15 protein-coding genes are annotated in these 15080 nt (G+C 40.6%); 12 read left to right on the top strand and 3 right to left on the bottom strand.

Annotated features, from left to right (window positions below):
- The 8 genes from hisD (at position 1) to C7972_RS05845 (ending at position 8083) form a co-directional block, all read left to right on the top strand.
- Positions 1 to 1284: a histidinol dehydrogenase gene (gene hisD / locus C7972_RS05880; RefSeq protein WP_110355291.1), complete on the top strand. Its 1284-nt coding sequence runs from the start codon at positions 1 to 3 to the stop codon at positions 1282 to 1284.
- 68 nt (positions 1285 to 1352) lie between these two features.
- Entirely contained in the window at positions 1353 to 2411 is a 1059-nt protein-coding gene (gene hisC / locus C7972_RS05875) for a histidinol-phosphate transaminase (RefSeq protein WP_110355290.1), read from the top strand.
- Between the two features lie 4 nt (positions 2412 to 2415).
- On the top strand, positions 2416 to 3588 hold the full coding sequence (gene hisB, locus C7972_RS05870; RefSeq protein ID WP_181422834.1) for a bifunctional histidinol-phosphatase/imidazoleglycerol-phosphate dehydratase HisB: 1173 nt from the start codon (positions 2416 to 2418) through the stop codon (positions 3586 to 3588).
- A 104-nt stretch (positions 3589 to 3692) separates the two neighbouring features.
- Complete coding sequence (hisH, locus tag C7972_RS05865) at positions 3693 to 4289, top strand: imidazole glycerol phosphate synthase subunit HisH (RefSeq protein WP_110355289.1); 597 nt, start codon at positions 3693 to 3695, stop codon at positions 4287 to 4289.
- A gap of 33 nt (positions 4290 to 4322) precedes the next feature.
- On the top strand, positions 4323 to 5051 hold the full coding sequence (gene hisA, locus C7972_RS05860) for a 1-(5-phosphoribosyl)-5-[(5-phosphoribosylamino)methylideneamino]imidazole-4-carboxamide isomerase (protein ID WP_110355288.1): 729 nt from the start codon (positions 4323 to 4325) through the stop codon (positions 5049 to 5051).
- Positions 5052 to 5147: 96 nt separating this feature from the next.
- Entirely contained in the window at positions 5148 to 5903 is a 756-nt protein-coding gene (gene hisF, locus C7972_RS05855; RefSeq protein ID WP_110355287.1) for an imidazole glycerol phosphate synthase subunit HisF, read from the top strand.
- Between the two features lie 7 nt (positions 5904 to 5910).
- Positions 5911 to 6546 carry a bifunctional phosphoribosyl-AMP cyclohydrolase/phosphoribosyl-ATP diphosphatase HisIE gene (hisIE, locus tag C7972_RS05850; protein WP_258364785.1) on the top strand — a complete coding sequence of 212 codons (636 nt, stop codon included), beginning with the start codon at positions 5911 to 5913 and terminating at the stop codon, positions 6544 to 6546.
- A 124-nt stretch (positions 6547 to 6670) separates the two neighbouring features.
- Positions 6671 to 8083: a Gfo/Idh/MocA family protein gene (locus C7972_RS05845; RefSeq protein WP_110355286.1), complete on the top strand. Its 1413-nt coding sequence runs from the start codon at positions 6671 to 6673 to the stop codon at positions 8081 to 8083.
- Between the two features lie 116 nt (positions 8084 to 8199).
- On the opposite strand, the gene C7972_RS05840 is transcribed toward C7972_RS05845, so the two are convergent.
- Together C7972_RS05840 and C7972_RS05835 are read right to left on the bottom strand one after the other, a co-directional pair.
- Positions 8200 to 8589: a hypothetical protein gene (locus tag C7972_RS05840; protein WP_146216276.1), complete on the bottom strand. Its 390-nt coding sequence runs from the start codon at positions 8587 to 8589 to the stop codon at positions 8200 to 8202.
- A gap of 127 nt (positions 8590 to 8716) precedes the next feature.
- Entirely contained in the window at positions 8717 to 9532 is an 816-nt protein-coding gene (locus tag C7972_RS05835) for a DUF1853 family protein (protein ID WP_110355284.1), read from the bottom strand.
- Between the two features lie 78 nt (positions 9533 to 9610).
- Here C7972_RS05835 and C7972_RS05830 point away from each other — a divergent pair, with 78 nt between their 5' ends.
- Together C7972_RS05830 and C7972_RS05825 are read left to right on the top strand one after the other, a co-directional pair.
- Positions 9611 to 10753 (top strand): VWA domain-containing protein, encoded by a 1143-nt coding sequence (locus tag C7972_RS05830; protein WP_110355283.1) that lies wholly within the window; start codon positions 9611 to 9613, stop codon positions 10751 to 10753.
- A gap of 89 nt (positions 10754 to 10842) precedes the next feature.
- Positions 10843 to 12312, top strand: a complete 1470-nt coding sequence (locus C7972_RS05825) for a magnesium chelatase (protein ID WP_110355282.1) — start codon at positions 10843 to 10845, stop codon at positions 12310 to 12312.
- Between the two features lie 11 nt (positions 12313 to 12323).
- Here the strand turns inward: C7972_RS05825 and C7972_RS05820 are convergent, their stop codons facing one another.
- A complete protein-coding gene (locus tag C7972_RS05820) occupies positions 12324 to 12806 on the bottom strand; it encodes a hypothetical protein (RefSeq protein ID WP_110355281.1) in 483 nt (160 codons plus the stop codon).
- Positions 12807 to 13058: 252 nt separating this feature from the next.
- On the opposite strand from C7972_RS05820, the gene truA reads away from it, so the two are divergent.
- Positions 13059 to 13844 carry a tRNA pseudouridine(38-40) synthase TruA gene (gene truA / locus C7972_RS05815; protein ID WP_110355280.1) on the top strand — a complete coding sequence of 262 codons (786 nt, stop codon included), beginning with the start codon at positions 13059 to 13061 and terminating at the stop codon, positions 13842 to 13844.
- 140 nt (positions 13845 to 13984) lie between these two features.
- A complete protein-coding gene (corA, locus tag C7972_RS05810) occupies positions 13985 to 15079 on the top strand; it encodes a magnesium/cobalt transporter CorA (protein WP_110355279.1) in 1095 nt (364 codons plus the stop codon).
- Position 15080: the final 1 nt, after the last annotated feature.

Below are 15080 nucleotides of genomic sequence, written 5' to 3'. Positions count from 1 at the left end.
ATGAACAAGATATACAATCCGGAAAGGGCACTATGGAAGACTGTTTTAAAACGGCCTACACAATCTGTAGCCGATATAGAGGAAATTGTCAATGCAGTCTTTAGGGAAATACAGTCCGGTGGGGATTCCGTGGTTAGGAGCTACACCAAAAAATTTGATGGTGTAGACCTACAAGACGCCTTGGTTGCTCCCATGGAGATAGAGGAATCCAATGAATTAATCTCCAAGGACTTAAAGATAGCCATTCAACAAGCTAAAAACAATATTGAAAAATTTCATAGGGCCCAAAAAACCCAAAGAATTACGGTAGAAACTGCAGATGGCGTGCAATGCTGGCAGGAAAAAAGGCCCATTCAAAAAGTAGGATTGTATATACCAGGCGGTACGGCCCCTTTGTTTTCCACTATTTTAATGTTGGCCATTCCTGCCAACATTGCCGGATGTAAGGAGATTATTCTATGTACCCCTCCCAACAAGGAAGGAAAAGTACACCCTGCCATATTATACGCGGCCAACCTATGTGGGGTTACCAAAATATTCAAGGTGGGTGGTATCCAAGCCATTGCAAGTATGACTTTTGGGACAGAAACCATACCTCCCGTGTACAAAATATTTGGCCCTGGAAATCAATTTGTAACCGTTGCCAAACAAATTGCCACCAAATACGGAATAGCCATAGATATGCCTGCAGGTCCCAGTGAACTTTTGGTCATGGCCGATGATACTGCCAACGCGGCATTTGTAGCCTCGGATCTATTGAGTCAGGCCGAACACGGTACGGACAGTCAGGTTATTCTGGTATCCACTTCCAAAAAGCTAATAGAAGCTGTTGAAACGGAAGTTGCCAAGCAAATAAAGGACCTGCCAAGAAAGGATATAGCCGTAAAGGCCATCGGCAATAGCAAACTTATTTTCGTGGAAGACCAACAGACCGCCATAGATCTGATTAATGAATACGGGCCGGAACATTATATTCTATGTGTTGAAAACGAGGAGTTTTATTTGGAACAGACCTACAATGCCGGTTCAGTTTTTATAGGAAATTATACTCCGGAAAGTGCAGGGGATTACGCATCGGGAACCAATCATACCCTGCCAACCAACGGGTTTGCCAAGCAGTATAGCGGGGTAAATCTGGATAGTTTTATGAAGAGTATGACCTTTCAGAAAATATCCGAAAAAGGCATTCAGGCAATTGGCAAGACCATAGAGTTGATGGCCGAAGCCGAAGGGCTGCAGGCTCATAAAAATGCCGTAACCCTTAGATTGGAGAGTTTAAAATGATAAAAGCGCGGTAAACGTACAGCACACCATGACATCTATGTTTCCAAATAGCGAAAAGCAGCGAAAGAATGAAAACTAAAATATTCAATATCAACAATATTGTAAGGGAGAATGTAAAGGGCTTAAGCCCCTATTCTTCCGCAAGGGACGAATATGTTTCGGATGGTTCCAAAATGGTTTTTTTGGATGCGAATGAAAATCCGTTTGAAACTGGGGTAAACAGATATCCCGATCCACACCAAAGACGATTGAAGGAGGTTTTGGCAGAAAGAAAAGGAGTGAGTTCCCGGCAACTTCTATTGGGCAATGGTAGCGATGAAGTATTGGACTTAATTTTTAGGGCTTTCTGTGAACCAAAGGAAGACAATATAATTAGCCTGCCGCCAACCTACGGTATGTACAAGGTACTTGCCAGTATTAACAATGTAGAGAATAGGGAGGTGCTATTAACAAAGGACTTTGAACCCAATGTGCCCGAAATTCTTAAAACAGCCGACAACAGAAGTAAATTGCTGTTTCTGTGTTCCCCCAACAATCCTACTGGAAATAGTTTTTCAAATAGCAGCGTAAGGGAATTATTGGACAATTTTAACGGATTGGTAGTGGTGGATGAAGCCTATATAGACTTCTCCGGCGAAGTGAGTTGGATTACGGAATTGAAGAACTATCCCAATTTAGTAATAACCCAAACCTTATCCAAGGCTTATGGAATGGCCGGTATAAGATTGGGGACATGTTATGCTTCAGAAGAAATAATCTCCGTACTGAATAAAATTAAACCGCCTTACAACGTAAACGAACTAACCCAACAACGGGCATTGGAAAGGGTTTTGGATGTTAATGCGGTCAACCTGGAGATAATAGATATTTTAACGGAACGGGAGGCCCTTTATAATGTACTGCGCCAAGTGGAATTTGTAGAGAAAATATATCCCACGGACGCAAATTTTATATTGGCCAAAGTGGATGACGCTACCAAAAGATATAATCAACTGTTGGAAATGGGTATCGTTGTCCGCAATAGGACCACCCAACCCCTTTGTGAAAATACCTTAAGGTTTACCGTTGGAACCAAGGAGGAAAATGAGATATTAATAAATGCATTGCAGAATATAACAACCACATAATACTATGAGTCCGGATACAAATGCCACCAAGGGAAACAAAATTGGTAAAAAAGTTCTATTTATAGATAGGGATGGTACCATTATTAAAGAGACCATCGACGAGCAAATAGACGCTTTTGAAAAAATGGTGTTCTACCCCAAAGCTTTTACTTATTTGGGTAAAATAGCCAAGGAATTGGATTATGAATTGGTGATGATCACCAATCAGGATGGATTGGGAACCGATATTTTTCCCGAGCATACCTTTTGGCCGGTCCATAATTTTATATTAAAATCATTTGAAAATGAGGGAGTAGTTTTTAATAAGGTATTTCTGGACAAGACCTTCCCACATGAGAACGCCAATACCAGAAAACCGGGGACCGGATTACTTACCGAATACTTTTCCGAAGAATACGATCTGGCCAATTCCTTTGTAATAGGGGACCGGCTGACCGATGTGGAACTAGCCAAGAATTTAGGGGCCAAAGGCATCTTTATCAACGACAACACCAATTTGGGAACAGGGGAAATATCCGTTAAAAGGGAAGAATTAAATAACTACATAGCCCTGGAAAGTAATGACTGGGAAAAAATTTACGAATTTTTAAAACTGAAAGATCGGGTATCGGAGATAACGCGCAAAACCAATGAAACCGATATTTTTATAAAACTCAATCTAGACGGTACCGGAAAAAGTGATATCGGTACCGGATTGGATTTCTTTGATCATATGCTGGATCAATTGGCGCGCCATGGTCAAATGGACCTTGAAATCAAGGTCAAGGGAGATCTGGAAGTGGATGAGCACCATACTATTGAGGATACCGCCATAGCGTTGGGAGAGGTATTCCATAAAGCTTTGGGCAATAAACTAGGTATAGAGCGATACGGCTTCTGTTTGCCCATGGATGACTGTTTAGCACAGGCAGCCATTGATTTTGGTGGACGAAACTGGTTGGTATGGGAAGCGGAATTCAAACGGGAAATGATAGGAAAAATGCCAACGGAAATGTTTTATCATTTCTTTAAATCCTTTACGGACGGAGCCAAGGCCAACCTAAATATCAAAGCCGAAGGCAACAACGAACACCATAAGATCGAAGCCATTTTCAAGGCATTTGCCAAGGCAATCAAGATGGCCGTGAAAAGGGATGTGGATAAAATGGTGCTTCCAAGTACCAAAGGAGTATTATAAAAGTCTAATGCCTCAAGGCCCTGTCCAAAAGCAAGGGGTAGACAAGTGTCGGAATATTCAAACCTCACTTAGTGAGCAAAAAATCTGTCCGAAGGACAAAGAAAATGAAAATAGTAATAATAGATTACGGAGCCGGAAATATACAGAGCATTAAATTTGCCTTTCAACGCTTGGGATACGAAGCTATTCTGAGCAAGGATGCTGAGGGGATTATGACGGCCGATAAAGTTATTTTTCCAGGTGTTGGGGAAGCCAGTAGCGCCATGAAAAAGTTGCGCGAAAGTAAATTGGACCAGATTATACCCAAATTAAAACAGCCGGTACTGGGAATTTGTCTCGGAATGCAATTAATGTGTCACTCTTCGGAGGAAGGCAATACGCAGGGCCTAGGTATTTTTGATGTTGACGTGGTTAAGTTTTCCAATGAGGTAAAAGTTCCACAAATAGGATGGAATCAAATTACAAATTTAAAATCCGATCTTTTCAAAAACGTCAATGAAAAAGAGCATATTTATTTGGTACACAGTTTTTATGCCCCTTTGTGCAAGGAAACCATAGCAGAAGCGGATTACGGTTTGGGATATAGTGCCGCTTTGAGAAAAGATAATTTTTATGGAACCCAATTCCACCCAGAAAAGAGCAGTGAGGTAGGGGAACGGATTCTTAGAAATTTTATCGAAACCATACATACTCCCAATTAAATAAATGCCCATTGGGACTTAATTAAAAACAAAATGAGAATAATACCCGCCATAGACATCATTGAAGGAAAATGTGTTAGACTATCCAAAGGAGACTATGACACCAAAAAAATTTACAATGAGAATCCCTTGGAGGTGGCAAAAGAGTTCGAGGCCCATGGTATACAATACCTACATTTAGTAGATTTGGACGGAGCCAAATCCAAGCACATTGTAAATCATAAGGTGTTGGAAAAAATAGCTTCCAATACCAACTTAAAAATAGATTTTGGAGGTGGACTCAAGACCGACGAGGATTTAAGGATAGCCTTTGAAAGTGGGGCCAATCAAATTACCGGAGGAAGTATTGCTGTAAAAGACAGGGAAACCTTTATTTCATGGATCAACAAATACGGTCCAGAGAAGATTGTTCTAGGAGCGGATGCCAAAAATGAGATGGTTGCCGTTTCTGGCTGGATGGAAGATTCCAAGGAGGAGTTGGTTCCCTTCATACAGGTGTATCAAAAAGAAGGAATCAGAGGGGTTATCTGTACCGATATTAGTAAGGATGGTATGTTGGAAGGACCTTCATTTGATTTGTATCGCAAGATTTTGGCTGAATGTGGACCAAAATTACAACTAATTGCCAGTGGCGGTATTTCAACTTTTGACGAACTCCCTAAACTGGCCGAATTGGGCTGTGAAGGAACCATTATTGGTAAGGCCATTTATGAAAACAGAATTAGCCTAAAACAATTGGAAAAATTTATTCTCGATATTTAACCCTTAAAACCTATTGCTGTTCAATAGGGACAGCCTAGTAATGGCATTGAAGATATTAATTGGATTCGCCTCCAAATACAAAAACGTAAATACCCCATGTTAACAAAAAGAATTATCCCTTGTTTGGATATCAAAAACGGGAGAACGGTAAAAGGAATCAACTTTGTAGACCTGAGGGATGCAGGGGACCCCGTGGAATTGGCCGAAATTTACGCAAAAACAGGAGCGGACGAGCTAGTCTTCCTAGATATTTCCGCAACGGAGGAAAGAAGGAGAACATTGGCCGATTTAGTGCTGCGTGTGGCTGAAAAAGTAAATATTCCGTTTACTGTTGGCGGTGGTATTTCATCTGTGGAAGACGTAGATATATTACTGCATAATGGAGCGGATAAGGTATCCATAAATTCATCGGCTGTAAAAAATCCTCAATTGATCAACGACCTGGTTGCCAAATTTGGATCACAATGCATAGTGGTTGCCATAGATGCCAAACAAATAAATGGGGAATGGATTGTTCACTTGGTAGGAGGGAAGGTACCTACAACCCTAAATCTTTTTACCTGGGCAAAGGAAGTGGAAGACCGTGGGGCCGGTGAAATCCTTTTTACTTCCATGGACCATGATGGTACTAAGGACGGATTTGCCAATGAAGCTTTGGCCCGATTATCCACCGAATTGAATATACCCATTATAGCATCGGGCGGTGCCGGAAATATGCAACATTTCACGGATACATTTATGGAAGGCAAGGCAGATGCCGCTTTGGCGGCCAGCGTGTTTCACTTCAAAGAAATCGAGATCAAGGACTTGAAAGCAGAGTTGAAAAGAAATAATATACCGGTTAGATTATAAAACCCTAATGGAATCCAAAATCATGAACATAGACTTTAACAAAAATAACGATGGCCTAGTACCGGCCATAATACAGGACGCACTTACAAAAAATGTACTTATGCTCGGGTATATGAACCAAGAGGCCTACGAAAAAACTGTGGACAGTGGTAAAGTAACCTTCTTTAGTCGCACTAAAAACAGATTGTGGACCAAAGGGGAGGAAAGCGGAAACTTTTTGAATCTAGTGGATATTAAATTGGATTGTGACAATGACACCCTATTGGTAATGGTGGCTCCCGTAGGACCAACATGTCACAAGGGAACCGATACCTGCTGGGGCGAAAGAAACGATACCTCCTTTGGATTTCTATCAGAATTGGAAAGCATTATTCAAAATAGAAAAGAACAAGCAGAGGGAAAGGTCGGGATTCCCGAGGGAGTTAAACCTAGCTATGTTTCCTCACTCTTTAAAAGCGGGATTAATAAAGTTGCCCAAAAAGTAGGCGAAGAGGCTGTAGAGGTCGTCATTGAGGCCAAAGACGATAACGACCAACTGTTCAAGGAGGAAAGCGCCGATCTCTTGTTCCATTACCTAATCTTGTTACAGGCAAAAGGATTTAAACTTCAGGACATCGTTAAGGTTCTAGAGTCTCGGCATTAGTTTTTAAATATTTTTCATATGACTCGAAAATTGTGCAATTTCCAACTTGATTTGTTTTGGTAAAATAAATTAACTTATCTTCAAAAATTCCAAGGAATAATCAATAACATCAAGAGTTTAAAGTATGAAATCAAATAGGAGGGATTTTCTTAGAAAAACATCCATTGCTGGTGTGGGTTTGGCAATGACCCCGGCATGGTCCAATTCAATCACCGGTAACAGCCCCTATAATACCCCGGAACCATTATATGGTGCCAAGTATATGGGCGGATTTTCAGCCCCTAAATTGGAAACCGTAAAATGCGCCTTTATAGGTGTAGGTGCTCGAGGTTCTGGACATGCACATCAAATTGCGGCCATTGAGGGGACAGAAGTAGTAGCTATCAGTGATTTGTACCAAGATCTTGCCGAGAAATCGGCAAACATATGCAAGGAAAATGGTGGTGGCACCAGGCACAAGAAAATAACCTTGTACACCGATGGGGAGAACGACTGGAAAAAGATGTTGAAAAAGGAAAAGCCAGATGCCGTTTTTGTTTGTACCCCATGGGAATTGCATGCACCTATGGCCATAGAAGCTATGAAAAGTGGGGCCCATGTTTTTGTTGAAGTACCACTGGCCCTTACCATCCAAGAGATGTGGGACATAGTGGATACCTCGGAGAAAACCCAAAAGCATTGTATGATGATGGAAAACGTCAACTATGGCAGGGAAGAACTACTCTACTTAAATATGTGCCGTAAAGGTGTTATTGGCGAATTGCTACATGGAGAAGCTGCCTATATCCACGAATTAAGATCACAAATGAAGGAAGTGGAACGTGGAACGGGGTCTTGGCGTACCTATCATTATGCCAATCGCGATGGTAATCTCTATCCTACCCACGGACTGGGGCCAGTAGCACAATACATGAATTTGGCCAGGGGAGAGGATAATTTCAAATTTATAAATTCCTTTTCTTCGCCAGGTAAAGGTCGTAATCTATACGCTGCCAAGAATTTTCCGGCAGACCACAAGTGGAATAAGTTGGACTTTAAGGGTGGGGATATAAATACATCCATTGTTAAAACCCACATGGGTAGGACAGTTATGGTACAATGGGACGAAACTAGCCCTAGACCTTATACCAGACACAACCTGATACAAGGAACAAAAGGAACCTTGACAGGTTTCCCTACCCGGATTGCCTTGGAAGGTGGAGTGGAAGGTGGCCCGGACAACCACCATGAGTGGGCAGAAGGTGAGCAATTGCAAAAGATTTTCGAAAAATACGAACATCCACTATACGTGCGATTGGGAGAATTGGCCACCAAAATGGGCGGACATGGCGGAATGGACTTTATAATGAGGTATAGAATCATCGAGTGCCTTAGAAATGGACAACCATTGGATCAGAACGTTTATGAAGGGTGTTATTGGAGTGCCGTAGGTACCTTGAGCGAAGCATCCGTGGCCCAAAATGGAGCACCACAAGAATTTCCGGATTTTACCAGGGGCAATTGGAAAACCACAGCACCTTTGGATATTGTAGGCTAAAGGCCCTACTGCATAAAAAAAAGGAAAGTCATTGTTTACCTGTTCAACTTAGTATTTTGTTGACCGGAAAAGCAATGACTTTTTTTTATTAAGGGAAAGGTATTGTTCCCGGATAATTACTCTGTGCCGTCTACTCCTGCAACCTCGGTCCTACCATCCATATAACTTATAAGGTCCTGGGTACTGGTGAACACCTTTTTACTGTAATAACGTCCTCTATCCCAGTCAGCGGGTTCCGCAGCCTTTAAAGCATCTGCTATAATGTCCTGAACTTTTTCCGACAGTCCTTCACATTGACTCCCTTCCAATAGCTTAAATAGTTTTTCGTAAGACTCCAAGGCCTTGCCCGAATAGTATTTCTGATGATCAAAGTTGTTCGCCTTTAAAGCGCTTTTAGCATGATTAAGGGCATAGGATGCGGTAGAATAAATTAATTCACAGTCGTCCTTTGCCTGTGCCATGGAAAAGACAAACAATGAAAAAAACAACAAATAAACTTTTTTCATAGGTGTGGGTTTATAAGATTTGTCTAAAGAAAACGAATCATTATTGCCTATATTGTTGGGACATCCTATTTCTATTATTTTTACACAGGTTACATACCCCATTATTACTCCCCCATTTTAATTGGATCTACCACCATACAATGAAAAGTTTTTCAATGGTAAAATCAGCTGATTGCATCCATAATAAGGGAGATTTTTTATTTTCCAACCCAATTGAAATCAAATCCAGTATTTCATTATGGCCTAACCAATCAACACCTTGATGCGGCTCCAAAAGCCATTCGGGCTTGGATGGTAGATAATAACGTTGTTCCAAAAACCAAGGGCTCTTAAATTGTTGTAAAGGAATCCATCTGCCACAAATACAATCGGAATTAAAGGGAGCCAAATCCACTTCACGCGTCGTAAATGGGATAAATATTTGGGATTTAAAACACACCCGATGCAATAATTCCGAAGCCGTTATATGTAACCCTTGCAAAACAGAGGTAGCTTCAGGAGTTCTCAGAAGCGGAATCTGATGATTTACAATCCTTTCTTTCTTGGCCAGGAAGGAGTCGCTCCTGTTTGGCCCAATCAATTGGCATTCAATCTTTGTTGCCTCCCCTGTTACCACATAGAATTTATACGTCAACTCAACATGCATAAATTTATGACTATCAACATCTTGCAATAAAAAATCTATTTCCCCCAAACTTGTTTTTTCCTTCCTTATGGGAATGTTGTGAGCAATAACATTGTATTGGGTTGAGTGTTGGATCAGCTTTAGAAAAATGTGTTCTATTTTATGTCCTAACCTTACATTGGAAGGTAACCGCCCCATCTCCAGGTTTTCAAAATTTAATTCTGGAAGCACAAATTGCCTCAAACCTTCCAATTCCCCTATCCAAAGTGGAGGAGTTTTAAAAAATGCCCTGTAATATGAAAGATTTTTATGATCCAAGGGATGCTAATATTAGGTAAACCGTTAAGTTTTCTTTAAAAAGGAAAAGGTCTTGACCAAATTAAGTAATTTTATAGTATGGGTATTAATAAAAGAAAAGGGTTTAGGTTTTCTACCTATGAAGCCCCCGAGCAAACTCCTTTCGAAAAGCTTTTTGATATTTTCAAGGAACTGATTACACATACTTCGGGAGATGTGGATGAGGCCTTGGATTGGCTAAGGGAGTTGGACAAGGAATACGAACTTACCGATGAGAATTATACCATTGACGATTTTATAGAAGACCTTAAGGCCAAAGGATATCTGAGAGAAGATCCCAAAGAAGGTGATGGCGATGGCACGGGGGGGAAGGAGGCAGATTTGTCCATAACCGCCAAGATGGAACGGATTATTAGGCAAGCGGCCTTGAATCAAATTTTCGGCAAGATCAAAAGAAGTGGTTCGGGGAATCACAAAACCGGCTTATCGGGTAGGGGCGATGAGCATATGGGCGAATACAGGGAATATAAATTCGGAGACAGTTTAGAGCGGATTTCCATGACCGAAAGTTTAAAAAATGCCCAGATAAACCACGGTATTGGCAATTTCCATTTAAGCGAGGAGGATTTAGTGGTGGAGGACACCCAATTCAAAGCCCAAATGAGCACGGTCCTCATGATCGATATCAGCCATAGTATGATACTCTATGGCGAAGACCGCATTACGCCGGCAAAAAAGGTCGCCATGGCCTTGGCAGAGCTTATCACGACCCGATACCCTAAGGACACCTTGGAGATTTTGGTTTTTGGCAACGATGCCTGGCCCATTCCTATTAAGGACCTGCCTTATCTAAAAGTAGGACCCTATCATACCAACACCGTTGCAGGATTGCAATTGGCGATGGATATGCTCCGTAGGAAGCGAAATACGAACAAGCAGATCTTTATGATTACCGATGGCAAACCCAGCTGCATTAAATTGGCCGATGGCACCTATTATAAAAATAGTGTGGGCCTGGACGATTATATCGTGGAAAAATGCTACAACATGGCCAGACAGGCCAGAAAACTCCATATTCCCATAACCACCTTCATGATTGCCAAAGATCCGTATTTAACACAGTTTGTGAGGCATTTTACAGAAGCTAATAAGGGAAAGGCTTTCTTTACCGGCCTAAAGGGACTTGGTGAAATGATTTTTGAGGATTACGAACAGAATAGAAGAAAAAGATTAAAGGGATAATTAAGGATAAAAAAAATTGGAATAAGCCGTTGTGCACCACTCCCTGTCGACCAAAGTAGACAGGATGGCCAAATTATAAAAACTTACAGATGAAATTGAATCATAAGGAAATTACCAATCTAGGACAGCTTAGAAAGGCAGGGTACAAAACAAAAAAAATAAAGGATGAGTTAAGAGCAAATCTTATTGACAAAATAAAGTCGGATGAAATTACCTTTCCAGGGGTTTGGGGTTATGAAAATTCCGTTGTACCGGAGCTGGAAAGGGCAATATTGTCCAGACACAACATTAATCTACTTGGGCTTAGGGGACAAGCCAAAACACGTTTGGCAAGGTTAATGGTAAATTTATTGGACGAGTATATTCCAATCATCTCCGGCTCCGAGATAAATGATGACCCCTTTAGTCCCATTTCTCGGTATGCCACTGAAACTATTAAGGAACACGGGGATCTGACTCCCATCTCCTGGCTCCACAGAAATGATCGATTCTATGAAAAATTAGCTACCCCAGATGTTACGGTGGCCGATCTAATAGGCGATGTTGACCCCATTAAAGCTGCCAATCTAAAGTTGTCCTATGCCGATGACCGGGTTATACATTTTGGAATGATCCCACGTGCCAACCGTTGTATTTTTGTAATCAATGAATTACCTGATCTACAGGCAAGGATACAGGTCTCCCTTTTTAATATCTTACAGGAGGGCGACATTCAAATAAGGGGATTTAAACTTCGCTTACCTCTAGACCTGCAATTTGTATTTACGGCAAACCCGGAAGATTACACCAATAGGGGCAGTATAGTAACTCCGTTAAAAGACAGGATCGGGTCCCAGATTTTAACACACTATCCTGAGGATATAGAAACCGCCCGTAAAATTACGGAGCAGGAATCCAAATTGGACAAGCGTCAAAGTGAAGTCGTTTATGTGCCCGACTTAGCCAAAGATCTCCTAGAACAAATTAGCAGGGAGGCTAGGGAAAGTGAATATGTAGATGCCAAAAGTGGTATAAGCGCCAGGATGAGCATTACTTCCTTCGAAAATTTAATGAGTACCGCTGAACGTCGGGTATTGAAGAATGGCCAAAAAACCACTATGGTAAGGCTGAGCGATTTTATGGGGGTCATTCCGTCCATAATCGGTAAGATTGAACTAGTTTACGAAGGGGAACAGGAAGGTTCGGGCAGCGTTGCGGAAATATTGATAGATGATGCAGTGAAGTCGCTCTTCCTAAATTATTTTCCAAAGATAGATAAATTGGAACGCAAGGATGCCGAAAGTCCTTATGATGAATTGGTTAGTTGGTTCTTTGATGGGGAAGGATTTGATTTGTTGGATGATGCCACCGATAAGGACTACAAGGAAAAGCTGGATAGCATTGTTCCACTTCAACAATTGATCACAAAATATCAACCTGACATAAAAAAGGAAGATACCTATTTTTTGAAGGAATTGGTGTTGTGGGGACTAGTTGCCCATAAAAAACTAAGTAAGCAACGTTACACTATAGGCTATCAAATAAAAGATGTTTACGGTAGCTTTATAAGCGGATTGTAAAATGGCATATTTTACTCCCAGGCATCAATATGATTATTTAGGTAATCAAAATCATATTTGCCCACCCGTTGTATTCTAATTACAAATGACCAAACAGTAAGAACCACCAATAGACTTTGTAATGCGATAATCAAAAAGCCCATAGGTACGAAGGAACTTGGTATAACATGGCCTTGAAATTCACTTTGGGAGCCAAGAATTAAAAAAGTTTCATAAATATTATATCCATAGGCCAGTAAGATTCCATACATGATATACTCAATATTTTTCATGATCATATCCGGATATTCATTTTCCGTTATCTTAAACCAGAGTACATATAAATAAAGAAAGTGGATCAATGATAGTACGGGAAAAATATAACTCTCTACCCTATTGAAAATAAAGATATTTCCATACATGCTATAAAAGCCAAGGATAATTAAGGATACCAGTGAAATAATGGTGAGGACAATATTAATTTGGGGAGTGGTTCTTCTAACGGAATTTTCCATAATTAAGGTTTAAGATTTCGGATAATTTTCAACATAATTACAACTAAAATCATATTCGTTAAACAAAATTTCGTTGAACATATAGAAATTTAAGATAGAAAAAAGGGGGCTCGGACGAAGTACCGAAAAGTACGATGAACTCATGCCAAATATATTTTTAAATGCATTCAGGGATCAATCCTAAAACCGATCTTCCTTACCTATCTTTGCCTAGGTTTTCTTAGGATTTGATAAAACAACATATAGAATAAAATGAAAACACCCCGTTTTTACTATTTAATCCACCTTCAATTTTTGGGCTTCCGTTACAGCGGTTGGCAAAAGCAACCCGATCAAAAGACGGTGGAGGGTATGTTGGTAAAGACCTTAAAATTTGTTTTGCCCAATTCCAAATTCAAAGTCTTGGGTGCCGGACGTACAGATGCCAAAGTATCGGCCCTAAACACGGCCTTTGAACTATTCCTGGATAAGGATCCCTTGGAGAACCTTCGGGAGTTTATGCATGAATTTAATGTAAACCTACCCCCGGACATCCGTATCATCAGTATAGAACAGGTCGATAGAAACTTCAATATCATCCAAGAAAGTAAACTAAAGGAATATGTTTATCTCTTTTCCTTTGGACAAAAAAACCATCCCTTTTGTGCGCCCTTTTTAGCAAACATTATAGACGAACTGGATCTGGATTTAATGTCGGATTGTGCCCAGATATTTATTGGTACCCATGATTTTTCGTCGTATACGGCCCGACTACAACCCAACACCAAAGTGGTACGGACCATAGAATCGTGTATCATAAAAGAGAATGAACTCTTAAAGGCCAATTTTTTCCCTGAGGCAAGTTACGCCCTGCATATTACGGGGGAAGGTTTTATGCGGTATCAGATTAGGATGATTATGGGGGCTTTGATTCAGGTTGGCAAGGGAGAACTTACTGCAATGGACATTAAAGAATCTTTGAAAAAGGATAACAATACTTTACTAACCTATGTTGCCCCAGGATCCGGACTGGTGTTAAATGATCTACAGTTCCATTAGTGGCAATCCCATTTCCTACGAAAGAAAAACCCAAAAAAAATTAGGTAATTTTTCAAGGAGTTCATTCATGGACGGGCTGGAATGCATAAATTAGTAGCAACAACATAATTTCAGCAAGGGTATTATTAAGATTCCAACCAATGACCAAAAAAAAATCCACACATAAAAGACAGTCAAAAAGACTTGCCAAAACCGGGAAGGCTCCGGGAACCGTAACCTACCTAGGTAATAGGGAAGGAGCCAAGAGTACTGTAAACGTAATGGAGTACGATGAAAATGGCGTTTTGGAATCAGGGTATGATGCTTACTCCACCGAGAGTTTTAACAAGATCGTTGCCTTCCAGGAATCGCCCTCAATTTCCTGGATCAATGTTATTGGAATAAGTGATGAAAAGTTTATAGAGAACCTAGGAAAAGCCTTTTCCTTGAACCCCCTTACTATGGAGGATGCCGTAAACACCCATCAGCGACCAAAGATCGATGAATACGGCAACTACATTTTTGGGGCTTTTAAAATGCTTTATTTGGATGGGAACAATGAAATGGTGACCGAACATGTGGCCATTGTTTTAATGAAGAATACGGTTCTCATTTTTCAGGAAATGCAGGACGATGTTTTCAATAGTATCAGGGATAGGATAAGAGCCAAAACCGGACGAATAAGAAGCAAGCCTGCGGACTATTTGTTTTTCACTCTTTTGGACGCCATTATAGATAATTATTTTGTGGTTCTGGAAAACATTAACCACAAAATAGACGCCTTGGAGGAAGAAGTTTATGAAAACCCCACTCCAAAAACAGCCCATGCCGTCCAAGACCTGAAGAAAGAAGTCCTGAGGATTAGAAGATATATCTACCCTATGAAGGAGTTGATCCATAAATTGATAGATAGTGAACACGTCCTGATTACAAAAGACACCCAGTTGTTTTTACGGGATGCCTTGGACCATTGTATAGAAATAAACGAAAGTCTAAATATATTAAGGGAGATGTCCATGAGCCTCATGGAAATGTATATGAGCAATATGAGCAATAAAATGAACGAGGTGATGAAGGTACTGACCATAATGGCCACTATTTTCATCCCCCTTACTTTTATTGTTGGGGTATATGGAATGAATTTTGAATATATCCCAGAATTAAAGTACCCCAATGGGTATTTCTATGTTTGGGGGCTCATGATTGCAATCTTTATAGGCCTTCTATTTTATTTTAAAAAGAAGGGATGGCTGTAAA

It is taken from the genome of Arenibacter sp. ARW7G5Y1 (genome assembly GCF_003201775.1).
Lineage (GTDB): Bacteria > Bacteroidota > Bacteroidia > Flavobacteriales > Flavobacteriaceae > Arenibacter.
Note: the sequence above shows the minus strand (reverse complement) of the source record. Positions and strands in the feature narration are given on the sequence as shown.

What these genes read in the sequence shown, in the direction of transcription:
- hisF (WP_110355287.1), top strand. Translation starts at nt 5,148, where the DNA reads ATGTTAACAAAAAGAATTATCCCTTGTTTGGATATCAAAAACGGGAGA.
- C7972_RS05840 (WP_146216276.1), bottom strand. Translation starts at nt 8,589, where the DNA reads ATGAAAAAAGTTTATTTGTTGTTTTTTTCATTGTTTGTCTTTTCCATG.
- hisH (WP_110355289.1), top strand. Translation starts at nt 3,693, where the DNA reads ATGAAAATAGTAATAATAGATTACGGAGCCGGAAATATACAGAGCATT.
- hisA (WP_110355288.1), top strand. Translation starts at nt 4,323, where the DNA reads ATGAGAATAATACCCGCCATAGACATCATTGAAGGAAAATGTGTTAGA.
- truA (WP_110355280.1), top strand. Translation starts at nt 13,059, where the DNA reads ATGAAAACACCCCGTTTTTACTATTTAATCCACCTTCAATTTTTGGGC.
- hisB (WP_181422834.1), top strand. Translation starts at nt 2,416, where the DNA reads ATGAGTCCGGATACAAATGCCACCAAGGGAAACAAAATTGGTAAAAAA.
- C7972_RS05825 (WP_110355282.1), top strand. Translation starts at nt 10,843, where the DNA reads ATGAAATTGAATCATAAGGAAATTACCAATCTAGGACAGCTTAGAAAG.
- corA (WP_110355279.1), top strand. Translation starts at nt 13,985, where the DNA reads ATGACCAAAAAAAAATCCACACATAAAAGACAGTCAAAAAGACTTGCC.
- hisIE (WP_258364785.1), top strand. Translation starts at nt 5,911, where the DNA reads ATGGAATCCAAAATCATGAACATAGACTTTAACAAAAATAACGATGGC.
- hisD (WP_110355291.1), top strand. Translation starts at nt 1, where the DNA reads ATGAACAAGATATACAATCCGGAAAGGGCACTATGGAAGACTGTTTTA.
- hisC (WP_110355290.1), top strand. Translation starts at nt 1,353, where the DNA reads ATGAAAACTAAAATATTCAATATCAACAATATTGTAAGGGAGAATGTA.
- C7972_RS05820 (WP_110355281.1), bottom strand. Translation starts at nt 12,806, where the DNA reads ATGGAAAATTCCGTTAGAAGAACCACTCCCCAAATTAATATTGTCCTC.
- C7972_RS05845 (WP_110355286.1), top strand. Translation starts at nt 6,671, where the DNA reads ATGAAATCAAATAGGAGGGATTTTCTTAGAAAAACATCCATTGCTGGT.
- C7972_RS05830 (WP_110355283.1), top strand. Translation starts at nt 9,611, where the DNA reads ATGGGTATTAATAAAAGAAAAGGGTTTAGGTTTTCTACCTATGAAGCC.